This window comes from Goodfellowiella coeruleoviolacea, from assembly GCF_024171785.1.
Classification (GTDB): domain Bacteria; phylum Actinomycetota; class Actinomycetes; order Mycobacteriales; family Pseudonocardiaceae; genus Goodfellowiella; species Goodfellowiella coeruleoviolacea.
The window spans coordinates 194,199-218,075 of the sequence record NZ_JAMTCK010000005.1 but is presented as its reverse complement, the minus strand read 5'-3'; the positions used below and the strand labels follow the sequence as shown (position 1 = coordinate 218,075).

At 74.1% G+C, this 23,877-nt stretch carries 23 protein-coding genes; 14 read left to right on the top strand and 9 right to left on the bottom strand.

Going from position 1 to position 23,877, the window contains the following annotated elements; all coding sequences use genetic code 11:
• The first annotated feature begins 101 nt into the window (after positions 1-101).
• The 3 genes from mshB (at position 102) to LX83_RS12510 (ending at position 2,291) form a co-directional block, all read left to right on the top strand.
• Complete coding sequence (gene mshB / locus LX83_RS12520; RefSeq protein ID WP_253770614.1) at positions 102-992, top strand: N-acetyl-1-D-myo-inositol-2-amino-2-deoxy-alpha-D-glucopyranoside deacetylase; 891 nt, start codon at positions 102-104, stop codon at positions 990-992.
• Positions 989-1,372 carry a hypothetical protein gene (locus tag LX83_RS12515; RefSeq protein ID WP_253770612.1) on the top strand — a complete coding sequence of 128 codons (384 nt, stop codon included), beginning with the start codon at positions 989-991 and terminating at the stop codon, positions 1,370-1,372. Before mshB ends, LX83_RS12515 begins: the two co-directional genes overlap by 4 nt.
• A gap of 85 nt (positions 1,373-1,457) precedes the next feature.
• Complete coding sequence (locus LX83_RS12510) at positions 1,458-2,291, top strand: hypothetical protein (protein WP_253770610.1); 834 nt, start codon at positions 1,458-1,460, stop codon at positions 2,289-2,291.
• A gap of 174 nt (positions 2,292-2,465) precedes the next feature.
• Here the strand turns inward: LX83_RS12510 and LX83_RS12505 are convergent, their stop codons facing one another.
• Together LX83_RS12505 and LX83_RS12500 are read right to left on the bottom strand one after the other, a co-directional pair.
• Positions 2,466-3,494, bottom strand: coding sequence for an ADP-ribosylglycohydrolase family protein (locus LX83_RS12505; protein ID WP_253770601.1), 1,029 nt, complete (start codon positions 3,492-3,494; stop codon positions 2,466-2,468).
• Between the two features lie 78 nt (positions 3,495-3,572).
• Positions 3,573-4,346: a GNAT family N-acetyltransferase gene (locus LX83_RS12500; protein WP_253770599.1), complete on the bottom strand. Its 774-nt coding sequence runs from the start codon at positions 4,344-4,346 to the stop codon at positions 3,573-3,575.
• A gap of 208 nt (positions 4,347-4,554) precedes the next feature.
• Between LX83_RS12500 and fdxA the strand changes: the two genes are divergently transcribed.
• Positions 4,555-4,875: a ferredoxin gene (fdxA, locus tag LX83_RS12495; protein WP_253770597.1), complete on the top strand. Its 321-nt coding sequence runs from the start codon at positions 4,555-4,557 to the stop codon at positions 4,873-4,875.
• Positions 4,872-5,978, top strand: a complete 1,107-nt coding sequence (dapC, locus tag LX83_RS12490; RefSeq protein ID WP_308203959.1) for a succinyldiaminopimelate transaminase — start codon at positions 4,872-4,874, stop codon at positions 5,976-5,978. The genes fdxA and dapC overlap by 4 nt, the downstream gene beginning before the upstream one ends.
• Before the next feature lie 19 nt (positions 5,979-5,997).
• Here the strand turns inward: dapC and LX83_RS12485 are convergent, their stop codons facing one another.
• The 3 genes from LX83_RS12485 to dapD all read right to left on the bottom strand — a co-directional run bounded on the left by LX83_RS12485 (position 5,998) and on the right by dapD (position 7,815).
• Positions 5,998-6,423, bottom strand: coding sequence for a PIN domain-containing protein (locus tag LX83_RS12485; protein WP_253770595.1), 426 nt, complete (start codon positions 6,421-6,423; stop codon positions 5,998-6,000).
• Positions 6,420-6,653 (bottom strand): DUF6364 family protein, encoded by a 234-nt coding sequence (locus tag LX83_RS12480; RefSeq protein WP_253770593.1) that lies wholly within the window; start codon positions 6,651-6,653, stop codon positions 6,420-6,422. Before LX83_RS12480 ends, LX83_RS12485 begins: the two co-directional genes overlap by 4 nt.
• Before the next feature lie 103 nt (positions 6,654-6,756).
• Positions 6,757-7,815, bottom strand: coding sequence for a 2,3,4,5-tetrahydropyridine-2,6-dicarboxylate N-succinyltransferase (gene dapD / locus LX83_RS12475; RefSeq protein ID WP_407649551.1), 1,059 nt, complete (start codon positions 7,813-7,815; stop codon positions 6,757-6,759).
• A gap of 49 nt (positions 7,816-7,864) precedes the next feature.
• On the opposite strand from dapD, the gene dapE reads away from it, so the two are divergent.
• The gene (gene dapE, locus LX83_RS12470) at positions 7,865-8,968 is read left to right on the top strand and encodes a succinyl-diaminopimelate desuccinylase (protein ID WP_253771142.1); all 1,104 of its coding nucleotides are present in this window, start codon (positions 7,865-7,867) and stop codon (positions 8,966-8,968) included.
• Between the two features lie 103 nt (positions 8,969-9,071).
• Entirely contained in the window at positions 9,072-9,824 is a 753-nt protein-coding gene (locus LX83_RS12465; protein ID WP_253770589.1) for an LOG family protein, read from the top strand.
• A 90-nt stretch (positions 9,825-9,914) separates the two neighbouring features.
• Here LX83_RS12465 and LX83_RS12460 read toward each other — a convergent pair whose 3' ends face one another.
• Positions 9,915-10,214, bottom strand: a complete 300-nt coding sequence (locus LX83_RS12460) for a hypothetical protein (RefSeq protein WP_253770587.1) — start codon at positions 10,212-10,214, stop codon at positions 9,915-9,917.
• A 428-nt stretch (positions 10,215-10,642) separates the two neighbouring features.
• Here LX83_RS12460 and LX83_RS12455 point away from each other — a divergent pair, with 428 nt between their 5' ends.
• The 3 genes from LX83_RS12455 (at position 10,643) to LX83_RS12445 (ending at position 13,066) form a co-directional block, all read left to right on the top strand.
• Complete coding sequence (locus LX83_RS12455; protein WP_253770585.1) at positions 10,643-11,185, top strand: LOG family protein; 543 nt, start codon at positions 10,643-10,645, stop codon at positions 11,183-11,185.
• A gap of 121 nt (positions 11,186-11,306) precedes the next feature.
• A complete protein-coding gene (gene folP / locus LX83_RS12450) occupies positions 11,307-12,122 on the top strand; it encodes a dihydropteroate synthase (protein ID WP_253771140.1) in 816 nt (271 codons plus the stop codon).
• On the top strand, positions 12,119-13,066 hold the full coding sequence (locus LX83_RS12445; RefSeq protein WP_253770583.1) for a glucosyl-3-phosphoglycerate synthase: 948 nt from the start codon (positions 12,119-12,121) through the stop codon (positions 13,064-13,066). Before folP ends, LX83_RS12445 begins: the two co-directional genes overlap by 4 nt.
• Here LX83_RS12445 and LX83_RS12440 read toward each other — a convergent pair whose 3' ends face one another.
• Complete coding sequence (locus LX83_RS12440; protein WP_253770581.1) at positions 13,067-13,756, bottom strand: LuxR C-terminal-related transcriptional regulator; 690 nt, start codon at positions 13,754-13,756, stop codon at positions 13,067-13,069. It abuts the gene before it with no gap.
• Between the two features lie 172 nt (positions 13,757-13,928).
• Here LX83_RS12440 and LX83_RS37805 point away from each other — a divergent pair, with 172 nt between their 5' ends.
• On the top strand, positions 13,929-17,147 hold the full coding sequence (locus LX83_RS37805; protein ID WP_301328112.1) for a bifunctional cytochrome P450/NADPH--P450 reductase: 3,219 nt from the start codon (positions 13,929-13,931) through the stop codon (positions 17,145-17,147).
• Between the two features lie 80 nt (positions 17,148-17,227).
• Positions 17,228-20,188 carry a tetratricopeptide repeat protein gene (locus tag LX83_RS12420; protein WP_253770579.1) on the top strand — a complete coding sequence of 987 codons (2,961 nt, stop codon included), beginning with the start codon at positions 17,228-17,230 and terminating at the stop codon, positions 20,186-20,188.
• Between the two features lie 70 nt (positions 20,189-20,258).
• Here the strand turns inward: LX83_RS12420 and LX83_RS12415 are convergent, their stop codons facing one another.
• Positions 20,259-20,642, bottom strand: a complete 384-nt coding sequence (locus tag LX83_RS12415) for a hypothetical protein (RefSeq protein WP_253770577.1) — start codon at positions 20,640-20,642, stop codon at positions 20,259-20,261.
• On the bottom strand, positions 20,639-22,534 hold the full coding sequence (locus tag LX83_RS12410) for a hypothetical protein (protein WP_253770575.1): 1,896 nt from the start codon (positions 22,532-22,534) through the stop codon (positions 20,639-20,641). The genes LX83_RS12415 and LX83_RS12410 overlap by 4 nt, the downstream gene beginning before the upstream one ends.
• Before the next feature lie 283 nt (positions 22,535-22,817).
• Between LX83_RS12410 and LX83_RS12405 the strand changes: the two genes are divergently transcribed.
• Both LX83_RS12405 and LX83_RS12400 read left to right on the top strand, forming a co-directional pair.
• Positions 22,818-23,156, top strand: coding sequence for a PadR family transcriptional regulator (locus LX83_RS12405; RefSeq protein ID WP_253770573.1), 339 nt, complete (start codon positions 22,818-22,820; stop codon positions 23,154-23,156).
• Complete coding sequence (locus LX83_RS12400) at positions 23,138-23,833, top strand: permease prefix domain 1-containing protein (RefSeq protein WP_253770571.1); 696 nt, start codon at positions 23,138-23,140, stop codon at positions 23,831-23,833. Before LX83_RS12405 ends, LX83_RS12400 begins: the two co-directional genes overlap by 19 nt.
• Positions 23,834-23,877: the final 44 nt, after the last annotated feature.

Genomic DNA, 23,877 nt, shown 5'->3' with positions numbered 1-23,877 from the left:
GGGGGCGCTGCCGGGGCGTTCTCCCGGGGTGTTCTCCCGGGCCCGGCCAGGCCCGGGCGGTGGCCGTGTCGCCCGCGCTGCCCGGCATCTACGCTGATCCGGTGACGCTGACTGCACCACCCAGGTTGCTCCTGGTCCACGCCCACCCCGACGACGAAAGTCTGTGGACCGGCGGCACCATCGCCCGCTACGCCGCGCGTGGCGTGCACGTCACCGTGGTCACCTGCACCCTCGGTGAGGAGGGCGAGGTCATCCCGCCCGGCCTGCGGGAACTCGCCTCCGACGCGGCCGACCAGCTCGGCGGGTACCGGCTCGGCGAACTGCGCTCGGCCTGTGCCGCGCTGGGCGTGACCGACCACCGCTTCCTCGGTGGCGTCGGCCGGTGGCGCGACTCCGGCATGGCCGGCACCCCCACCAACGACCACCCCAGGGCGTTCGTCCGCGGCTCACTGGACGAGCAGGCCGAGGCGCTGGCCGCGGTCATCCGCGAGGTGCGCCCCCAGGTGGTGGTCAGCTACGACGCCAACGGCGGCTACGGCCACCCCGACCACATCCGCGCCCACGACATCACCATGGCGGCCGCGGCCGAGTCACCCGACGTGGTCCGGGTGTTCCACGCGGTCACCGCCGAGCGGGCCGTGCACGCCGGCATCGACGCCCTGCGGGACGTGCCCGACCTGCCGTTCCGCCTGCCCGAGCCGGGCGAGCTGCCGGTGACCCCCGACGCGGAGATCACCACCGTGGTCGACATCGCCGAGCACATCCCGGCCAAGCTCAGCGCGCTGCGCGCGCACGCCACCCAGGTGAGCGTGTGGCGCAACGACACCGGCGCCACCGCCTACGCCCTGTCCAACAACATCGCCCAGCCCATCGTCGACGCCGAGTGCTACGTGCTGGCCCGCGGCGCGGCCGAGGGCGCGGCCGCGGACCTGTTCGGCGGCCTCGGCCTGACCGGGGGCGAGCAGGTGACCGAGCGGGGTGCGGCGCGGTGAGCCGCGACGACCGGCTGCTGCTGGCGCTGCTGGTGCTGGACGCCGTGGTGCTGGCCCTGCTGGAGCTGTTCTTCCTGCCGCTGCGCCTGGACGGCCACCTGCTGCCCGAGGCCGGGGACGCGCCGCTGCCGGTCACCGCGCTGGTCGCGCTGGTCAGCACGCCGTGGCTGGTGCTGACCGCGGCGCGGCTGCGGCCGAAGTTCTCGGTGGCCGGCGCGCCCCTGCTGGCCTGGCTGCTGACCCTGCTGGTGTTCGGCATCGGCGGCCCCGGCGGGGACGTGGTGCTGCTCGACGACTGGCGGACCCTGCTGCTGCTCGGGCTGGGCGCGCTGCCCGGGGCGATCGCCCTCGGCAGCATCATCGGCAAGCCCGTCAGCTGACCAGCCCGCCGGCCGCCTGTCGTGCGGCACCCGGCGGCGTGCGGTAGACCAGGGGGGACAGCGGTCGTCGTCCTGGGGAGCGCTGGTGGCTGAGGCGATAACCGACCGGCAGGTGGTCGCGGTGCTGCGGCCGTTCGTGCGCGCCACCGGGCCGGTGCTGGACGCGGTGCGGGAGGCCGGCCCGGTGCGGCTGCGCCGCCGGGCGCTGCCGGCCGTGGCCGAGCGCGCGCCGGTTCGGCGGCGCGGGCGGTGGGCCCGGTTGGCGCGGCGGCTGGTCGCGGTGCGCGCGCCGGGCACGGCGCGCTGGGCGGCCATGGACCCGGCGGAGCGCACCGACTGGTGGATCAACCGGGTGGGCCGGCTCACCGCGCTGGTGGCCAGCGTGCCCAACCTGGGCGGGGCACTGGCCGCGCGGCTGCCGGTGCGGCCCGTGGTGGGCGCGGCCGGCCAGGGCCTGCTGCTGTGCGCGATCGCCGGCGAGTACGGCTGCACCGCGCCGGCCGACCGGGTGCGGCTGCTGGCGTGGGTGCTGTTCGGCCGCCGGATCAGCCCGGAGCTGGCCGCCGGCGGCCAGGGCACCACGAGCGAGCTGGATGGGCCGGACGGGGTGGGCGCGGAGGCCAGGCGGGCGGCCGAGCTGACCGAGGAGCTGACCGCGTCCCGGCGCGCGCACGGCCGGGCCACGCTGGCCGCGCTGGGCCGGACCGTGTGGCGGCTGGGCCGGGCGCTGTGGGCGCTGGAGGGCGAACTCGACAAGCGCCCGCGCGGCCGGTTCTACCACGAGGCACTGGGCATGCTGCCGGTCGCCGGGGTGCTCGGCGGCTACCTGGGCGAGCGCTCGGCGCTGCGCCGGGCGCGCCGGGCCGCGCTGAAGTGGATCCGCGCCGAACGCCGTGCCCTGCCCAGCCCGGTGCGGTAGCGCTCACTCGGATGGGTGGCGGTCGGTGTCACCCACCTGGCCCTGCTGGAACGTGCGACTCGCGCTGTCCGAACCCACGACTCGCGGGATGAGCTGGGCGGATGTCGGGTGGGGTCGACATCGCTGGTGGTTCGGCCGGCCGGGTGGTGGCGACCGGCCGTGCGGGTGGTGGGGTCAGCCGGGCGGGTAGCGGGTGGACCAGTCGGCCGACAGCACCGGCTGGTACTCGCCGCCGCCGGGCGTGAGCACCAGCTGCGCCAGCAGGTCGCCGGCCAGCAGATCCAGCACCCAGCCCAGGCGCAGCCGGCTCAGCCATCGCATGGGCAGCGCGGCCACCCCGTGCAGTGCGCCCAGCATCGCCCCGGTCATCGGGGCCACCGCGTCCCGCCACGGCGCGTGCAGCGCGAACCGCAGCGCGTCGGCCACCCGCTCCGGCTGCTGGTGGGAGCTGGCCGCGTACACCCCGCCGAGCAGCGCGGACACCGCCGTGCCGTCCGGCGCCAGCTCGGCCAGCCGGGCGCGGTTGCCCGGCTCCCGGCCGGCCAGCGCCACCACCTCGTTCACCCGGGCCAGCAGTTCGGCGTCGGCCGGCTCGGGCAGCCGCAGCGCGCCGTCCCGCTTGCCCTCGCCGCCCCAGACCAGCCGGGTCAGCACGGCCACGGCCACCCGGGCGGCCCGCCAGACCAGCGGGTCGCCGTGGGTCAGCGCGGCGAAGTCGGCGGCCCACTCGCGGGGCAGGTCGTCGTCGGGACCGCTGGCCATCCCGGCCAGCGGCAGCACCCGGTTGAACCCGTGGTGGCCTCGGCTGCTGTTGACCGGCTCCCGCTGGCCGCCCATGCGTCCACCGGCCAGGGCGTGCACGGTCGCCGGCGCGCTGCCCCAGTTCTCGGTGAGCGCGGGCACCGAGGCCAGCCACCCCGCCGGGCCGTCCTGGCCACCCGGCACGGCGAAGCCCCGGCCCACCGCCCAGCGCGAGTAGGCGGCCCAGCCCATCGCCGACGGGTGGCCGATGCCCCGGTGGGAGAACCGGTGCAGCGCGCGGATCGCGCCCTCCACCGTGTAGCAGGCCAGCTGGCTGGTGCTGGTGCCGCGCAGCTCGCCGTCGGCCGCCTCGGCCTGCCTGGCCACGGACAGGGCGTCGCCCAGGGCGAGCCCGAGGAACAGCCCGCGCACCCGGGACACCTGCTGGAAGGTCACGGCCATGCGCCTCATCCTGCCCGAGCGCGATCACCCGCCGGACCTGGTTCCGCTCAGCGCGGCACCCAGCGGACCTGGTTCCGCTCAGCGCGGCACCCAGTACCGGTAGCGGTGGTGCTCGGCCGCGCCCAGCGACTCGTACAGCCGCACGGCCGGCGCGTTGTCCGGGGTGACCTGGAGGACGTAGTGCGTGGCGCCGCGCTCGCGCGCCCAGCCGGCCAGCGCGGCCAGCAGCCGCCGGGCCAGCCCCTGGCGCCGGTGCTCCGGCCGCACCGCCAGCCGGGCCACGTGCAGGTAGCCGTCCACCAGCGCGCCGCGCACCGCGCCCACGGCGTGCCCGTCGATCTCCAGCAGCCCGTAGCCGACCCGGCCGGTGGTCAGCACGTGCCGCTGCGCCGGGGTGGGCGTTGCCGTGTCCACCACCAGCGGCCACCAGCCGGGCGGGGCGTCGGCGTGCACCCCGGCGCGCACCCCGGCGCGCCCCGCCGGGTCGTCCGGGCCGACCTGGCCGGTCGATCGGGCACGCTTGGCCAGTTCGGTCAACTCGCCGACGAGCACCGCGGACTCGGCGCCGGCCGCCCGCGTGGCCACAACCCAGCCCGCCTCGGCGATCCGCCGCTCGGTCGCCGAGCCGGCGATCACGTGCGCCAGCGGCTCGATGCGCTGCGCCCGGGCGAACTCCACCGCGCTGACCAGCGCCGCCGCCACGGGCATGCCCGGATCGCCCAGGGCCAGCGCGCCGTTGGCGCGTCCGGTGAAGCCGCCGGCGGCCCGCAGCCGCCACTGTCCGAGGGGCTGGTCGACCAGGGCCGGCCAGGCGTCCGCGCACCGGTACTCCAACGCCGTGCCGCTGTCCACGGGGCCTATCCTGGCAAGCGGGTGCACACGTCTGGGGGCCCCTGGCGCCGCTGTGCTGTGCCCCACAGGAAAGCTGTGATGTGTCCCACTAGGAAAACCGTGTCCCGGGTACCGCCCTTCGCTGCAGGGTGGTGGCCGGGACATACTGTCGCGGGCCGCGCGACCCCCCGCCGGCGCGGCGGACCGGAAAGAGAAGCAGGAGAGCGCAGTGACCTATGTGATCGCCGAGCCCTGCGTGGACGTGCTCGACAAGGCATGCATCGAGGAGTGCCCGGTCGACTGCATCTACGAGGGCGACCGGATGCTGTACATCCACCCGGACGAGTGCGTTGACTGCGGTGCTTGCGAACCCGTCTGCCCGGTTGAGGCCATCTACTACGAGGACGACGTGCCCGAGCAGTGGAAGGACTACACCAAGGCCAACGCCGACTTCTTCGAGGAGTTGGGCTCCCCGGGTGGCGCCGCCAAGGTCGGCAAGGTGAGCGCCGACCCGAAGATGGTGCGCGACCTGGAACCGCGGGGAGAGTGACCACCATCCACCGCGGACCCCAGCTTCCCGACTTCCCCTGGGACTCGCTGGCCGACCACGCCGCTCGGGCGCGCTCGCACCCCGACGGCGTGGTCGACCTGTCCATCGGCACGCCGGTGGATCCCGTTCCCGCCGCCGTCCAGGCCGCGCTGACCGCCGTGGCCGACCAGCCTGGCTACCCGGCCACGCACGGCACGCCCGCGCTGCGCGAGGCGGCCGTGGCCGCGCTGCACCGCAGGCACGGCGTGACCGGGCTGGACCCGGACGCGGTGCTGCCCACCATCGGCTCCAAGGAGCTGGTCGGCTGGCTGCCCACGCTGCTCGGCATCGGCGCCGGCGACCTGGTCGTCATCCCCGAGTTGGCCTACCCCACCTACGAGGTGGGGGTGCGGCTGGCCGGGGCCACGCCGGTGCGGGCCAACGGGCTGGTCAGCCTCGGCCCGCAGCGGCCGGCGCTGATCTGGCTGAACTCGCCGGCCAACCCCACCGGCCAGGTGCTGCCCGTCGAACACCTGCGCAAGGTGGTGGACTGGGCGCGGGACCGCGGCGCCATCGTGGCCTCCGACGAGTGCTACCTGAACCTGGGCTGGGACACCGAGCCGGTGTCGATCCTGCACCCCTCGGTCAACCAGGGCCGGCTGGACGGGCTGCTGGCCGTGCACTCGCTGTCCAAGTCGGCCAACCTCGCCGGCTACCGCGCCGGTTTCGTCACCGGTGACCCCGAGCTGGTCGCCGGGCTGCTGCAGGTGCGCAAGCACGCCGGCATGATCGTGCCCAGACCGGTGCAGGCGGCCATGACCGAGGCGCTGTCCAACGACAGCCTGGTCGCCGAGCAGCGCGCCAGGTACGCGGCCCGCCGCGAGGTGCTGCGCGCGGCCCTGCTGGCCGCCGGGTTCACCGTGGACCACTCCGAGGCCGGCCTGTACCTGTGGGCCACCCGGGGTGAGGACGCCTGGGACACGGTGGGCTGGCTGGCCGACCGGGGCATCCTGGTCGCGCCCGGCACCTTCTACGGCCCCACCGGCACCCGGCACGTCCGCATCGGCCTCACCGCCACCGACGACCGCGTCGCCGCCGCCGCCCACCGGCTGACCGCCGGCTGACCTGGTTCCCTGACCCGGTTCATCGAAACGGGTTGCGCACGACCAGCGGGCCGAACCGGCGACCGTGCTGCAGGTCCTCGGACAGCAGTTCGGTCGCCCCGGCCCGCAGGGCCGCTTCGACCACCAGCGCGTCCCAGAAAGCGAGCGTGTGGTCCTCCTCGAGTCGGCTGGCCGAGATGATCAGCAGTGCGTCGGTGTCCACGACACACCACTCGCTGTAGTCCGCCACCAATCTCCGGGCCTCAGCCCTTGGCAGGGGCGGTCGCAGTTTCCGGGTGACCACGGCGTAGAACTCCTGGAGCACCTGCGTGCTCAACGCGCCGGTACCGGTGTCCCACAGTTCACGCAGTAGCGCCTTTGCTGTCTGGTGATGTGCCTGGTTGGTCTTGTCCTCGGCGTAGACGAGGATGTTGGTGTCGACGAAGACTCGTGGCAGTCCGGTCACCGTTCGTAGAGGTCCTCACGTCGCCATGAGATCCCACCACGCTCGATGGCCTCATCCATTGACCGCAGAGCATGCGCTCTTGCCCGCTGGTAGCGCTCGTCAGCAGCCGTCAGTTCGGTCAGTTGCCGGGCAAGCAGACCGCTGATCGAGGTGCCCCGGCGCGCGGCGAGGACCTTGGCCTGCTGAATCACCTCTTCATCGAGTTGAAGGGTGATGTTCCGCTTTGTCATACTCCACAGTTTATTACGTGGAGCACGTTGCTCTCACGTGGGCTTGAAACGTGTGGGTGCGACGGGGCCGGTGTGCTGGTCCGGCCCCGCTACCGGGCCGCGGTCAGTCGTTGGCGTGCAGGGCGAGGTTGAGTTCCACCCTGGCGTCGGCGGAACGGGGGACCGCCTCGACCGCGCCGGTGGTGGAGTTGCGGCGGAACAGCAGGCCGGACGCGCCGGACAGGTCCTTGGCCTTGACCACCCGGTTGCCCGTGCCCCCGGCCGAGTCCGCCAGCTGGTCCGCGCCGGCCGGGAGGGTGACCTTGGTGCCTGCGGTGACGTAGAGGCCGGCCTCCACCACGCAGTCGTCGCCCAGCGAGATGCCGATGCCGGCGTTCGCGCCGACCAGGCAGCGCTCGCCCAGGGTGATCACCTCGCGGCCACCGCCGGACAGGGTGCCCATGATGGACGCGCCGCCGCCGACGTCGGAGCCGTCGCCGACCACCACACCGGCCGAGATCCGGCCCTCCACCATGGACGCGCCGAGCGTGCCCGCGTTGTAGTTGACGAAGCCCTCGTGCATCACGGTGGTGCCGGCGGCCAGGTGCGCGCCGAGGCGGACCCGGTCGGCGTCGCCGATGCGCACCCCGCTGGGCACCACGTAGTCGACCATCCTGGGGAACTTGTCCACGCCGTACACGGTCACCGGGCCGCGGGCGCGCAGCCGCAGCCGGGTCGTCTCGAAGCCCTCCACCGGGCACGGGCCGTGGTTGGTCCACACCACGTTGGCGAGCAGCCCGAAGATGCCGTCCAGGTTGGCCTGGCGCGGCCGGACCAGCCGGCTGGACAGCAGGTGCAGCCGCAGGTACACGTCGTGCGCGTCGCGGGGGGCGTCGGTCAGCCGGGCGATGCCGGTGCGCACCGCCACCACCTCGACGCCGCGGTCGGGGTCCGGGCCGAGCAGCCGGGCGGCGGCCTCACCCAGTGCCTCGGCGGCCTGCTCGGCGCTGAGCCGGCTGGTGCCCGGCTCGGCCGAGTCGGTCAGGGCGGGAGCGGGGAACCAGGTGTCCAGCACCGTGCCGTCGGCGGCGACGGTGGCCAGGCCCGCGGCGGAGGCGCCGGTGGCCGGCTCGGCGGCGGTGTCGTCGGTCGGGTCAACATCTGCGCTGCTCACCCAGCACACGTTAGCCAAGGGCACCGGGGTGTGACAGCGCCAGGTACCGTCGGTGACCGTGCTGTTGGACCTCACCGCGGATCCCGTTGACCTGACCGCCGACCTGGTGAACGTGCCCAGTGTGTCCGGATCGGAGGCCGAGCTGGCCGACGCCGTGCACCAGGCCCTCGCCCGGCAGGCGCCGCACCTGGAGCTGGCCCGCTCCGGCAACACCGTGCTGGCCCGCACCGGGCTGGGCCGGCCGTCCCGGGTGGTGCTGGCCGGCCACCTGGACACCGTGCCGATCAACGGCAACCTGCCGCTGGTCCGCACCGGCGGCGGGGACACCGAGGTGCTGCACGGCTGCGGCACCGTGGACATGAAGGGCGGCGTGGCGGTGATGCTCTCGCTGGCCGCCACCGTGCTGGCACCCCGGCACGACCTGACCTTCGTGTTCTACGACTGCGAGGAGGTCGAGGCCGCGCGCAACGGCCTCGGCCGCGTCGAGCGGGAGCTGCCGGAGTGGCTGGCCGGCGACCTGGCCGTGGTGTGCGAGCCGTCCAACGGCGTGATCGAGGCGGGCTGCCAGGGCACCATGCGGGTGGAGGTGCGCACCGAGGGCCGGCGCGCGCACACCGCGCGGGCCTGGATGGGCGTGAACGCGATCCACGCGCTGGGCGAGGCGCTGCGCCGGTTGACCGACTACCAGCCCAGGCAGGTGGACATCGACGGCTGCCGGTACCGGGAGGGCCTGCAGGCGGTGCGGGTCGGCGGCGGGGTGGCCGGCAACGTGGTGCCGGACGAGGCCGTGCTGGCGGTGAACTACCGGTTCGCGCCGGACCGGACGCCGGCCCAGGCCGAGGCGCACCTGCGCGAGGTGTTCGACGGGTTCGCGCTGACCGTGACCGACCACGCGGCGGGCGCGCTGCCCGGGCTGACCGCGCCGGCCGCGGCCGAGCTGGTCGCGGCGGCGGGTGGGGCGCCCGTGGCCAAGCTGGGCTGGACGGACGTGGCCCGGTTCGCCGCGCTGGGCCTGCCCGCGGTCAACTTCGGGCCCGGTGACCCGACCCTGGCGCACACCAAGGAGGAGAACGTGCCCGCCGGGCAGATCCGCCGCTGCGCCGAGGTGCTGACCAGGTTCGTGACGGATTCGGCCACCGGAGCGGACACCGGCGATCACTAGACTCGCCGGGGTGACGGCGTCCTCTTCTGGCTCTTCTGGCTCTTCCGGGTCTGCTGACAACCTCGCCGGCGCTGGGGCGGCCCCCGGCGCGAACCACCAGGGGGTGGACGAGCGCCCCCGGGAGAAGCAGCGCGGGCCGGTGGTGCTGCGCCGCTCCCGGCGGGTCGAGACGACCACCACCGACCAGCGGCTGCTGGACTCGCGGGGCCCGTCCGACTGGGTGCACACCGACCCGTGGCGGGTGCTGCGCATCCAGGCCGAGTTCGTCGAGGGGTTCGGCGCGCTGGCCGAGCTGCCCAGGGCGGTGACCGTGTTCGGCTCCGCCCGGACCGCCCGTGACCACCCGGAGTACGCCGTGGGCCAGCGGCTGGGTGCCGCGTTGGCCGAGGCCGGGTTCGCGGTGATCACGGGCGGCGGGCCGGGCGCGATGGAAGCGGTCAACCGGGGCTGCTCGGAGGCCGGCGGCCTGTCCGTGGGCCTGGGCATCGAACTGCCCTTCGAGCAGGGCCTGAATCCCTGGGTGGACCTGGGGATGAACTTCCGCTACTTCTTCGCGCGCAAGACGATGTTCATCAAGTACGCGCAGGCGTTCATCTGCCTACCCGGTGGATTCGGCACGCTGGACGAGTTGTTCGAGTCACTGACCCTGGTGCAGACCAAGAAGGTCACCAAGTTTCCCGTGGTGCTTTTCGGGCGGTCCTACTGGGAGGGACTTTACAACTGGCTCCGGGACGCCGCGCATGCCGGCGGGAAGCTCAGCGAAAGGGACATGGCCCTGTTGCACCTGACCGACGACGTCGACGAGGCGGTCGGTTTGGTCGAGGACGCCTACCGCGCCTGGGAGGAAACGCACTGAACGTGCGGTGAATGGTTGGTGCGGGGATGCCGGTGCGATCCTCTCGGCATCCCCGCACCGTTGTCGGACGTCGGGCTCACAAACGCACGATCACTTGGCCCACTCGCCAAAGGTGACGACGTCGGTGTCGACACCGCCGTCGTTGCCGATGCCGGCGGTGTTGAAGGAGTCGTCGGTGTTGTTGCTGGCGTTGGCGGTGCCGAGGTTGTTGCCCTCACCGACGTTGGTGTTGTTGGTCACCACGGTGTTCGTAACGAAGGCGACGGTGATGTTGTCGTTCTGCTCACTGAACGTGCCCTCTGAGATGTCCGCACCCTGGGCGAAGGCCGGGGCGCCGACAAGGGACAGACCAGCGACCGCCGCGGCGACCGTGAAAGCCTTCTTCAACATCTAATGTCTCCCATCACGTGACATTTGTTGAACTCGCGACCGGTGCCCTGCGGTGGCAACGGGGGATGTGTCTCTGTGTATCTCGCCGCCAGCGTGGCCCGGACGAAGACGAGGTTAACCAGGGTTTCCGGCGGTGTGCGCGCGGTGTGCCGCTAATGAGCGGTCACCGTCGGTCAACGAAATTTTCCCGAGTGGGTGCATTCGGGTAACCCACGGAATTAACGCTGATCGGAACCGGGTGGGCCCCCCGAATGGGGTTACGCAGATGATCATGGGAAATTGAATTCACCGGCTGCGCTCGGTGATGATCACCCCGTGGGGAGGATTCGGGCGTCCCCCGGTGGTGCCGGACCGCTGACCCTGGGTGAGACCGGGGCGTCGGCGGACCGGGTCGGCGGCCAGATGATCACATGTGATAGGAGCGGAAAATGCATTTCACCGTCTGTGTCTACTGCGGATCACACGCCTCGGTTCCGCAGAGTTACCTGGACCTGGCCGCGTCGGTGGGCACGGCCATCGCCGAGCGGGGCTGGTCGCTGGTCTGGGGTGGCGGCCGGACGTCCATGATGGGCGAGGTGGCCAGGCACGCCAGGGCCGGCGGCGCCCGCACCACCGGCGTCATCCCGCGCGAGCTGGTCGACCGCGAGGTCGCCGACCACGACGCGGACGAACTGCTGGTGGTGGAGACCATGCGGGAGCGCAAGGCGCTGATGGAGGCGCACGCCAGCGCCTTCCTCGCGCTGCCGGGCGGCCTGGGCACCTGCGAGGAGCTGTTCGAGGTGTGGACCGCCCGCTACCTGGCCATGCACACCAAGCCGGTGGTGCTGCTCGACGTGGACGGCCACTACCAGGGCCTGCTCGCCTGGGTCGACCAGATGCGCGAGCGCGGGTTCCTGTCGCACGCCTCGATGGCCGCGCTGACCGTGACCACCGACGTGGCCGAGGCGCTGGACGCCTGCGCCGCCGGGTGATCAGCGGCTCGTGGCACGATCGGTTCTCGTGAGAGAACCGCGTTCTGGCGAGCACCGGGCCGCCCCCGGTGGGGTGCTCAGGTTCGGCCAGCGGACCGTGCCCCAGGACCGCCCACTGGTCATGGCGATCGTCAACCGCACCAGGGACTCCTTCTACGACCGGGGCGCCACCTTCGCCGACGAGGCCGCCATGGCCGCGGTGGACCGGGCCGTGGCCGAGGGCGCCGACATCGTGGACATCGGCGGGGTGCGCGCCGGCGGGCACGGCGAGGTGGTGGACGCCGCCGAGGAGGCCCGCCGCGTGGTGCCGTTCGTGGCCGCGGTGCGCGAACGCCACCCCGACCTGGTGATCAGCGTGGACACCTGGCGGCACGAGGTGGGCCGGCAGGTGTGCCGGGCCGGTGCCGACCTGCTCAACGACACGTGGGCCGGCGCCGACCCCCGGCTCGCCGAGGTGGCCGCCGAGTTCGGCGTGGGCATCGTGTGCTCGCACACCGGCGGCCTGGCCCCGCGCACCGACCCGCACCGGGTCCGCTACCCGGACGTGGTCGATGCGGTGCGCGCCGAACTGGTGGCCAGGGCCGAGCGCATGGTCGAGCTGGGGGTGCCGGTGGAGGGCGTGCTGATCGACCCCACCCACGACTTCGGCAAGAACACCTGGCACGGCCTGGAACTGCTGCGCCGGCTGGACGAGCTGGTCGCCACCGGGTGGCCGGTGCTGATGGCGCTGTCCAACAAGGACTTCGTGGGGGAGACGCTGGACGTGGACGTGGCCGACCGGGTGACCGGGACGCTCGCGGCGACCTCGGTGGCGGCCTGGACCGGCGCCCGGGTCTTCCGCGCCCACCAGGTGCGCCAGACCAGGCACACCGTGGAGATGGTCGCCAGCATCGCCGGCACCCGCCCGCCGGCCCGAGTGCTGCGGGCACTGGCGTGAGGCGCCCGGAGGTGGCCGCCTGGCTGGCCGAGCGGACCTGGCAGAGTCCGGAGTGGACGGTCGAGGAGCTGGTGCGCGCCAAGGGCAGCCGCACGGTCAGCGTGGTGCTGCCGGCACTGGACGAGGAGCGCACGGTCGGTGGGGTCGTCGCCGCGGTGCGGCCGCTGCTCGGGGTGCTCGTGGACGAGCTGGTCGTGGTGGACTCCGGGTCGACCGACGACACCGCGGCGGTGGCGGCGCGGGCGGGCGCGCGCGTGGTGCGCCGCTCGGACGTGCTCGCCGACTGGGCGCCCCGACCGGGCAAGGGCGAGGTGCTGTGGCGCTCGCTCGCCGCCACCGACGGCGACCTGCTGGTGTTCCTCGACTCCGACCTGGTCGAGCCGGAACCCGGGTTCGTGCCCGCGCTGCTCGGCCCGCTGCTGACCCTGCCCGACCCGGTGCTGGTCAAGGGCTTCTACCGGCGTCCGCTGCGGCTGGAGAGCACCGAGGCGGACACCGGCGGCGGCCGGGTCACCGAGCTGATGGCCCGCCCGCTGCTGGCCGCGCTGCGGCCGGAGCTGTCCGGGGTGATCCAGCCGCTGGGCGGGGAGTACGCGGCCCGCCGGGACTTCCTGGAGTCGGTGCCGTTCGCCGCCGGCTACGGCGTGGAGATCGGCCTGCTGCTGGATGCCCACCAGCACCACGGGCTGGCCGGGCTCGCCCAGGTCAACCTGGGGGTGCGCAAGCACCGCAACCGGTCGCTGCGCCAGCTGGGCGTGATGGCCCGCCAGATCCTGGGCACCGCGCTCAACCGCTCCGGCTGGCCCCAGCACACCTCGGAGTTCACCCAGTTCACCCAGGTCGCCGGGGAGTGGCTGCCGGACGTGACCGAGGTGCTGCTGGCCGACCGGCCACCCATGCGGGAGGTCCTGGTGCGCGAGCGGCTGGCCACCCGCGCGCCCTAGCTAGGCCGGCTCCGGCGGCCACACCCCGGGCGCCAGCACCCCGTGCACGTAGGCGCGCGCCACCAGCGCCGCCCGGTTGGCCACGCCCCACCGCCGGGACAGCCGGCCCAGGTGGTAGTTGACCCCGTCCACGGTCAGCTCCACCGCCCTGGCGATCTGCGCGGTGGTGGCGCCGCCGGCGGCCAGGGCCAGCACCCGCGCCTCCACCGGGCTGACCGACACCCTCGGCCCGGGCGGCGCGGCGGCCGGCTCCGCCGGCTCGGCGGCCACGCGCAGCAGCAGCAACAGGTGCGGGTGGTCCGCGCTGGTCTCGCTGATCAGGTCGACGGTGAGTTCACCGCACCGCTCCGCCCCGGCCGGCGTGGTCCAGGACACGCTGATCGGGTACCGGGAGCGCCGGCCCAGCCGGATCGCGTCCACGATCGAGCGCAGGTCCTCGGCCAGCACCGGGCGGAACAGGTCCAGGGCGTTGCGCCCGGCGAGCTGACCGGGCAGCGCGGACCACTCACTGGCCATGGCCGGGTTCACGAACAGGATCGTGCCGTCCGGTTCGCAGGCGGCCACCGGCATCGGCAGGTGGTCCAGCAGCAGCAGCGCCCGGTTGCGCCAGGCCACCGCCTTGTCCTGCCAGGTCGGCTCGGCGCAGTCCATGCGCAGGTGGTGGTTGATCTGCTCGATGTCCTTGATCATGGCGCGCTCCCGTGGGCACCGTCCGTCGCGCAAGTCCAAATCCCCGGTCCGCACTACACGATTCTGTAGCAGTGGGTCGGCGGGAGTCGAGCAGCGCGGGTGATGGTGGAGGAGCCGCCCTCACCCGGCGGTGCCCCAGTAGTCACAGCGTGCACGGAAGGCGACCGCCCCGATGACCGAGACCCTGCCCCCGTTGGCCGCGACCCACGGCGGCGTGCCCGTGATCGACGTCTCCGACCGGGCCCCGAACGCCGCGCCCGTGCTGGACACGATGGCGCTGGCCCGCGCGCACGGCCCGGTGTTCGTGCAGCGGCGCTTCGGCCAGGACCTGCTCGTGGTCGGTGACCTCGACCTGGTCACCGACCTGGCCGACGAGCAGCGCTTCTGCAAGGTCATCGGACCGGCGCTGGAGAACGTGCGCGGGTTCGCCGGCGACGGCCTGTTCACCGCCTACAACGAGGAGCCCAACTGGGCCAAGGCGCACGACATCCTGATGCCGGCGTTCGCCCTGGGTTCGATGCGCACCTACCACCCGGTGATGGTGCGGGTGGCCCGCCGGCTGATCGCCGCGTGGGACCGGCACGCCGCCGCCGGCACCCCGGTGGACGTGCCCGACGACATGACCAGGATGACCCTGGACACCATCGGCCTGGCCGGGTTCGGCTTCGACTTCGGCTCCTTCGAGCGCGACGAGCCGCACCCGTTCGTCAGCGCCATGGTGCGCTGCCTGGACTGGTCCATGCGCAAGCTGTTCCGCCGGCCCGACGCCGACCACACCGAGGCCGACGCCGCGTTCCGCGCCGACGCCGACTACCTGGCGTCCGTGGTCGACGAGGTGATCGCCGCGCGCCGCAGCGACACCGCCACCGGCGGTGGCGACACCGAGGCCGAGGACCTGCTCGGGCTGATGCTCAACGCGCCGCACCCGGTGGACGGCACCACCCTGGACGCGGCCAACATCCGCAACCAGGTGATCACCTTCCTGATCGCCGGCCACGAGACCACCTCGGGCGCGCTGTCCTTCGCCCTGCACTACCTGACCAAGCACCCGACCGCGCTGCGGGAGGTGCGCCGCGAGGTGGACCAGCTGTGGGGTGAGGCCGACGACCCCGAGCCGACCTTCGAGGACGTCGGCCGGCTGCGCTACACCCGCCAGGTGCTCAACGAGGCGCTGCGGCTGTGGCCGACCGCGCCGGTGTTCGCCCGCCAGGCCCGGCAGGACACCCTGCTGGGTGGCCGCGTGCCGGTGCGGGCCGGCCAGCCGATCTCGGTGCTGGTGCCGGTGCTGCACCGCGACCCGGTGTGGGGCGACAACCCCGAGCTGTTCGACCCGGACCGGTTCGCCCCCGAGCTGGAGGCGGCCCGCTCGCCGCACGCGTTCAAGCCGTTCGGCACGGGCGAACGCGCCTGCATCGGCCGGCAGTTCGCCCTGCACGAGGCCACCATGCTGCTGGGCCTGCTGGTGCACCGCTACCGGCTGCTCGACCACGCCGACTACCAGTTGCGGCTCAAGCAGACGCTGACCATCAAGCCCGACGGGTTCACCCTCACCCTGCGCCGCCGCACCAGCGCCGACCGGGCGGTGACCGTGGCCGCCCGCGCCGAGGCCGCCGCGCCCACCGCCACCCCGGCCGACGGCCTGCCCACCCGGGTCCGGCCGGGCACCGGGCTGCTGGTGCTGCACGGCTCCAACTACGGCACCTGCCGCCAGTTCGCCGCCGACCTGGTCGCCGCCGCCACCGACCTGGGCTGCGCCGCCAGCCTGGCGCCGCTGGACGCGCACGCCGGCGCCCTGCCCACCGACCGGCCGGTGGTGGTGGTCGCCGCCTCCTACAACGGCCTGCCCACCGACGACGCCGCCGCGTTCGTGCGGTGGCTGGCCGACGCCGAGCCCGGCGCGGCCGCCGGCGTGCCCTACGCCGTGCTCGGCGTGGGCGACCGCAACTGGTCGGCCACCTACCAGCGGGTGCCCACGCTGATCGACGAGCGGCTGGCCGCGCTCGGCGGGACCAGGCTGCTGGACCGCGCCGAGGCCGACGCCTCCGGGGAGCTGGACGCCGCGGTCACCACGTTCACCGTGGCGCTGCGCGCCAGCCTGCTGGAGCGCTACGGCGACCCCGACTCGGTCGGCGCGACCGGGCCGGACACCACCGGCGGCCCCGGCTACACCGTCACCGAGGTCACCGGCGGCCCGCTGGCCGCCGCCGCGGCCCGGCACGAGCTGACCGCGCTGACCGTGACCGAGGTCGACACCCTCACCCACCCCGACCACCCGCGCGTCAAGCGGTTCGTCCGGCTGGCCCTGCCCGACGGCGTGACCTACCGCACCGGCGACCACCTGGCCGTGCTGCCCGCCAACGACCCGGCGCTGGTGGCGCGGGCCGCGCGGCTGCTGCGCGCCGACCTGGACACGGTGCTCAGCATCGTGCCGACCAGGGCGCGCCGGGACGCGCTGGCCGTCGACCGCCCGGTCACCGTCCGCGACCTGCTCACCCACCACGTCGAGTTGCAGGACCGGCCCACCGCCGCGCAGCTGGCCGTGCTGGCCGAGGCCAACCCGTGCCCGCCGGAGCGGGCCGCGCTGCGCGCCCTGGCCGAGGACGCCGAGGCGCGTGCCGCCGACCACCGCAGCCTGCTGGACCTCGTCGAGGACCACCCGGCGCTGCGCGAGACCCTGACCTGGCCGGTGCTGCTGGACCTGCTGCCGCCCATGCGGATCCGGCACTACTCGATCTCGTCCTCGCCCGAGGCCGACCCGCGCCACCTGGACCTGATGGTGTCCCTGCTGGCCGCGCCGGCCCGCTCCGGGCGGGGCGAGTTCCGCGGCACCGGCTCCGGCTACCTGGCCGCCCTGCGCCCCGGCGACACCGTGCTCGCCCGGGTGCAGCCGTGCCGGGAGGCGTTCCGCATGGTCCACGACGCGGACACGCCGGTCATCATGATCGCCGCCGGCACCGGCCTGGCCCCGTTCCGCGGCGCCATCGCCGACCGGGCCGCCCGGCTGGCCGGGGGCGCCGCACTGGCCCCGGCGCTGTGCTACTTCGGCTGCGACGCCCCCGACGCCGACTACCTGCACGCCGACGAGCTGCGCGCGGCCGAGTCGGCCGGCGCGGTGTCGCTGCGCCCGGCGTTCAGCGCCGCGCCCGTGGCCGGCCAGCGCTTCGTCCAGCACCGCCTGGCCGCCGAGGCCGACGAGGTGTGGGCGCTGCTGGGCGCCGGAGCCAAGGTCTACGTGTGCGGCGACGGCACGCGCATGGCCCCGGGCGTGCGGGACGCGTTCCAGGACGTGTACCTGCGGCACACCCCCGGCGCGGACCGGGACGCCGCCGCCGAGTGGCTGCGCGGGCTGTTCACCGAGGGCCGCTACGTGGAGGACGTCTACGCCGGCTGAGCCGCGCCGCGGCCGGCTGTCGGGGTGATCGCCTACCGTCCTGCGGCAACGGACAGCCGGAGTGAGCAGGAGGCAGGGCGTTGGCGCACGGCACGTCGGGGACGGACAGCGGCCACCGGGAGCACCGGGCGGCGTTCGCGGAGTTCGCCGAGCGGATGCGGGCCGCGGACCACGCGGGGGCACTGGCCGCCGCGCGCGCCGCGCACGACGAGGTGCTCGCCGCCGGGCACCTCGACCTGCTCGGCGTGGCACTGAACTGCGTGGGCCTGGCCCAGCACGAGCTGGGCGAGTTCACCGACGCGGTCCAGGCGCACCAGCGGGCGCTGCGGATGAGCTGGCGGCACGACGTGCGCGCGTTCGCCGGCCTGCGCGCCAGCCTGTCCCGGATCGCCGCCGGTGAGGACGCGGGGCTGCCGCACCTCTGGGACCGCGACCTGCCCGGCCACGACCTGGCCGCGCTGGCCCGTAGTGAGCACCCGCACTTCAGCCTGGCCGCCCAGCTGGAGCTGGGGCGGCTCGCCGCCGCCGAGGGCCATCGGGTCACGGCGGTGGACGCCTACCGGGCGGTGGTCGACTCGGGCCACCCCTGGTTCCGGCTGTCGGCCGCCGCGGCCCTGGCCGACCTGCTGCGCCGGTACGGCGACGACGAGGGCGCGGACCGCCTCGCCGTGCCCGCCGACACCGCCGCCGGTGCGCCCGACCCGGTCGAGCTGGCGCTGCTGCCGCTGGCCGATCCGGACGCGCCAGCGGTGTGGCTGGCCCCGGTCCGGCCCGGACTGGCCAGCTACCGGGCCGGGGACGTGGACGCGGCCCGCGCCCAGCTGCGTGCCGCCGCGGCCGGCGACTGGCGGCACGCCGCGCACCAGGCGGCGGTCCTGCTCGCCGGCATCGAACTGCGGCACGGCGAGCACACCCCCGCCCGCGAGCTGCTGGCCGAGACCGCCGCCACCGACGACTTCACCCACGGCCCGCGCGCCGCCGTCGCCCTGGCCGTGCTCGACACCGTCGCCGTCACCGACGCCGGTGGCACCGGCGCCGACGCCGTGGTCGACGCGCTCGCCAGCTACCTGATCCGCGACCAGGACGCGCGCGCCGACCTGGAAACCCTCGCGCACAGCCAGAATCCGCTCGCCGACGTGTTCGCGGCCCTGCTCGGCGACCTGCTCCGCGACGGCGAGCCCGACGCGCCGGCGAACGAGTTGCTGGAGCGCGCCAGCGAGTCCGAGAACGGGCTGGCCGCCGGCTACGCCGCCTACCTGATCGCCACCGACCCGGCCAACTGGGACAAGACCGAGCGCGCGGCCGACGCGCTCGAACGCGCCCACAACCAGGCGAGCCCCGTGCTGGCGTGGGCGGCGATCCGGCTGGGCGAGGCCACCAACGCCGACCTCTACCGGTCCGGCGACGCCCAGTGGGTCTTCCAGTCCGCTCTCGACGCGAACCACCGGGCGTTGCTGCCCCGCGCCGCGGCGGGCCTGCTCGCCTCCTCACCGGCGGACGGTGACATGGCGGAGGAGCGCTACGAGCTGGCCGCGGAGTGGCTGACCGCCGACCTGCCGGCCGAGGCGGTCGGCCCGCTCGCCTGGCTGGTGGCCGAGAACCTGATCACCTACCAGGACGAGCTGGCCGAGGGTGCGCGGGTGCTGGCGCGGATTCCCGAGTCAGACCCCCGGTTCGGGGTGGCCGCGCTGGCCGTGCGGGCACTGGTCGACGGGGACGTCGACACCATGCGGCGGGCGTTCGACCGGCTCGGCCGGTGGGACAAGGAATCGCTGCACGAGGCCTCGACGCGATGCATGTCGGCGGTCTCGCGGCTGGACGCGGACTCACCCACCACCCGACCCGCCCTCATGGTGCTGGCCGATCTCGGTTTTCGGGAGGCGTCCCTGACCCACCAGGTGCTGGACCAGTTGGCCAGGGTCTGCGAGCACCAGGGTGACCTGGAGGGCGAGTTGGCCGCACGGGAGAAGATCCGCTTCCGCCTCGACGGCCACTGGGGCGGCGGGGTGCTGGAGATCGCCCGCCGCTGCTACCTGGGCGGTGACCTCGACCAGGCGGTCGAGCTGTACCGGCGGGCGCTCGCCGACTTCCCCCGGGTGCGTGAGCAGGCCGCCGTCGACCTCGCCGTGCTGCTCCTCGGCCGGGGCGAGGTCGACGCCGCCCAGGACCTGTTACCGTCCACTGTGGACCCGAAGCACTGCTGTGAACTCGGCTCCGACCTGAAGCGGAGCGGTCGTCTCGCCGAGGCCGTGCTCGCCTGGGAGCTGGTCGCCGACACCAGCGATCGCGTCCACTCCGCCAGGGCCAACTACTACCTGGGCGAGACGCACGCCGAGCTGGGCGACACCGCCGCGGCCATCGCCGCCTACCAGCGGGCTGGCCGGGTGGCCGACCCCTTCGCCGTGCACGCGCTGTACGCGCTCGGCAAGCTGCACGAGGACCGGGGTGAACTCCCGGCGGCCAGGGAGAACTTCCAACGCGGCATCGAGGTGGGCACCCGGCTGGACAACGACGGGTTCGTGGTCGGCCTGTGCCGGCTGCACCTGGCGAACGTGGCGAACCTGTCCGGCGACCACGCCGAGGCGCGCCGCCGCTACCGGGAACTGGTGGAGGACCCGGACCGGGGCACCGCCGCCATGGCCGCGATGATGCTGGGCGCCGACGCCAAGGACCGCGTGCGTCAGCTGACGCGGCAGGGCGAGCGCCTGGACAGTGCTGCCGTGGCCGAGGCGCGGCACTGGTACCAGTGGGTGCTCGACTCCGGCGACCGGTTCCAGCGCGACCTGGCCCTGGCGCACCTCGGCGAACTGCACTACTGGGTCGGCGACCGGGACCAGACGCGCGAGTTCTACCAGCGGGTGCTCGACTCCACCAGCGCCAATCCCGAGTACGTCGCCGAGGCCGCCTACCGGCTCGGTGAGCTGGCCAGCCAGGACGGTGACACCGAGCGGGCCGTGGCTCACCTGGAACGCGCCGTGCGCACCGGCGACGCCACGTTCGCCGGCCGGGCCAGCGACCTGCTGACCCGGCTGCGCGGCTGATCCAGCGGGTGATCCAGCGGGTGACCCGACGCGCCGACCCGGCGGGCGACGCGACGGGCGACCCGGCGGGTCACTCGGGGAACAGCGAGGTGATCGAGGCGCCGATCTTGCGGACCACGTCGGCGCCCACGCTCAGGCCGTTGAGCAGCTCCAGCAGCCGCGCCCAGGTGCGGCTGACCCGGCCGCTGTCCGGCTCGTCCTCGGCCAGCTCGTCGGCGAGGTCGTCGGCGCGCTCCTGGGCCCGGCCGCGGTTGGCCTCGGCCGGGCCGCTGGCCAGCTCCTCCCGCAGCGCGTGCACCAGTTCGCGCAGGGCCGCCAGCTCGGCGGCCAGGTCCGGCCCGGCCGCGCCGCCCACCTGCGAGCTGTCCACCCTGACCCGGTTGTGCTGTCCGACCGTGGTGACCCCGTTGAACTGGCCGCCGCTGATGCTGACCTGGTTGCGCTCGCCGCTCATGGCTGATCCGTTCTGTTGTGGTTGCCGCTGCCCCTGGTGTTGTTGCCCCGGTTGGGGATCTGGCCTGTCAGGTTCCCGTCCGCTGAGACGTCGTTGCCCTGCCCGATCACGTTGGTGCCGGTGAACTGCCCCCCGTTGATGACGGTGTTGTTGATGACCTGGTTGCTCTGCCGCTCGAATTCGTCCACGGACAACCCGGACCGCTGCAGGAAGTGCTGGACCGCGGTGAGCGTGCGCTGCTCCAGCAGCTTGAGGTAGCGGACCCCGTCCACGTCCTGGAAGTAGGTGTCCGGTTCGACGCCGGCCGCGATCTCCCGGATGCTGCGCCGCGCCCCGTACACGTCCGGTGTGGTGCGCTGCTGCCCCCACTGCACCCGCTCGGCCAGCAGGGTGGCCAGCGTGCGGGTCCGCGCCGCCAGCGACGCGGGCAGGCCGATCGTCTTGACCAGTGCCATCCACAGCGACCGGCCCGGCCCGACCAGGTCCCACAGCTGGATGCGCTGGTGCGGGCCGATCGGGTTGAGCTGGAAGGAGTTCCACTCCAGGTAGAGCGTGCCGTCCCCGCAGCCGATGTGCAGGAAGGCGGACACCACCAGGTCCCGGTCCCAGCTGTCCACCCGGTAGCAGCGGTAGGAGCGGATCCACTCGCGGGCGCCGCCGGCGATCTCCCGCACCTCGCGCTCGGTCAGCTGGGTGCGTGGCGGCCAGGACAGGTCCGGCAGGATCGCGGCGGCCAGCGGGTCGCTGTCGCGGTGCCGCAGCAGCGCCGCCGAGGACACGATGACCTGTTCCCGCGCGGTCAGCTCGCGCAGCCGGAACCCCGGCGACAGGCTCTGCGAGTCGCGCAGCCGCAACACCTCGCTGGTGACCGCCTGGTGGATCTCGTTGACGTCCAACTGGATCGGGGCGGCGGCACTGTTCCAGCTCTCACCCGGGGGTGTGCCGCTCCCGCTCTCACCAGGCTGCGCGGCCACGTCGGCGGGCGGGCCGACCCGGCGCAGGGGGATGGCCAGCGACCAGGAGTGCATCAACTGTCCAAAGCCGACGAACGCGTTGTAGCCGTCGTGCACGATCAGGTTGCCGTGCTCGGTGCTGTGCCGGATCTGCGCCAACCGCGCCTGGTACGGCCCGGTCGCGCCGGGACCGCCGGGCAGCCAGCTCGTGCCCACCGCCGCCGGCGGCTCACCCGGCTGGCCGGTGCCGGTGCGGCCCACCCAGGCGGTGAGCGCCTGGCGCACCAGCAGCTGGTCCGCGGCCAGCAGCACCAGCAGGGCGAGCATCGCCAGGATCGCGAACAGCAGGCCCAGCGAACCGAACCCGTCCAGCTCGCTCCCGCCGTACGGGTCGTAGGGGTCATACGGGTCGTACGGGTCGTAGCCGCTGGACCCGCTGACCGACTCGCCGCCGGTGAGCACGAGGTTGAGCAGGCCGAAGCCCATGGCGGTCACCGCTCCCGCGCCCAGCACCACGGCCAGCCACGCGCCAGCGGACAGCTTGCTCCTGCCCAGCTGCCGCAGCCGGGAGCGGACCATGCTGCGCACCAGCACCCAACTGCCCACCAGGACCGGCCAGAACAGCGACAGCGGCCAGCCGAGCACCAGGATCACGACGAACAGCGCGAGCGCGACCAGGTCGCGCAGCACCCGCCGGCCGCGCACGGCCAGGGCCTCGGCCAGCACGGCGGCGGCGTGCACCCCGGGCGAGGGCGGGACCGCGCGCCTCGGCTCGGTCAGGAACTCGGCCAGCACGGCGTCGGCGAACCGCTCGTTGCCGTGGGCCGCGGCGGCCAACAGCCGGGTGGCCTCGTCCACCGGCGGGGTGGGCGAGGCCGGCGGCGGAGGCGGGAACGAGGGCTGGTTCGCGGGTGGGCCAGGGGGAAGTGGTGCGTTCATCGGGATGACCTCCGCAGCACGAGACGGCGCGGGAAGCAGCGGCGCGGGAAGCGGCCGAGTGGCGGGCGGAAGAACCAGTCGGTGGCGTCACAGTGTCGGCGCCCGGTTCCCAGTCCCGGACTGGTTTCCGTGGGCGAGTACCTGAACGGCCCAGTCGGTCAACCCGTTCGCCACCGCGGTGTCACCGTCAGTCGTTCCGCGGCCCGGCGTGGTCAGGTGGCCGATGTCGCACCTGGCGGACATGTGGTGACGAACACTTCTCGCATCCGTAGACTCGCCTCGCGTGAAGTCGGACGTGCTGCGGGGCCATCTCGACGGACTGTTGCTCGCCACTCTGGACGGCTGCCAGCTCCACGGTTACGCCATCATCGAAGCGTTGCAGGTCCGCAGCGGCGGTGCGCTCGACCTGCCCACCGGCACGGTCTACCCGGCGCTGCGCCGCCTGGAACACGCCGGGTACGTGCACAGCGAGTGGAGCACGGTGTCCGGACGGCAGCGGCGGACCTACCGGTTGACCAGAGCCGGCCAGCGCGCGCTCGCCCAGGAGCGCATGGCGTGGCGGGAGTTCACCTCGGCCATCGAGGGCGTTCTCGGCGGGGGGACATGGCCCGTCCGAGCGTGATCGACGGCTACCTCAGCGAGCTGGGCAGCCGGCTGCGCGGACCCGCGCCGGTCCGGGCCGACCTGCTCAGCGAGGCCAGGGACGGGCTGGTGGACGCGGCCGAGGGCTACCAGGCCGCCGGCCTGAGCGAGCCGGCCGCCCAGCGGCGCGCGGTCGCCGACTTCGGCCCGGTGGCCGTGGTGGCCAGGGAGTACCAGGGTGAGCTGGCCGTGGCGCACGCCGTGCGCACCCTGCGGGTGCTGCTGCTGGTCATCGCCCTGGGCGACCTGGTGTGGCTGGTCGACCGGTTCGTGTGGAGCACGGCCAGGTCCGGCACGGACGCTCCGGCGCCGGGCTGGTACCTGGTGGCCGCGCAGGCCGGTGACATGACCGCGGCGGCGATCGCGCTGGGCGTGGTGGCGGTGCTGGTGGGCAGCAGGTGGCTGTACCGGACCGGGATGAGCAGCGTGGTGGTTGGCCGGCTGGTCGGCGCGTTCACCGTGGGCGCCCTGGGCACCTACGTGTTCTGCGTGCTCACCCTGGTGGTCGCCACCGCACTGCGGGACCTGGTCGAGCCGGCGCAGCCGGTGCCGGTCGTGTCGGCCGGCGTGGCCGCGGCGGCCGGGCCGGGCGCGGTGGTCGTGGTGGCCTGGCTGGTCGTGCAGACCCGGCGCTGCCTGGACGTGGCCAGCGGCTGACCCCGGCAGGCAACCCGGTCGTCGCCGGGCCCGGCACCCGGTCG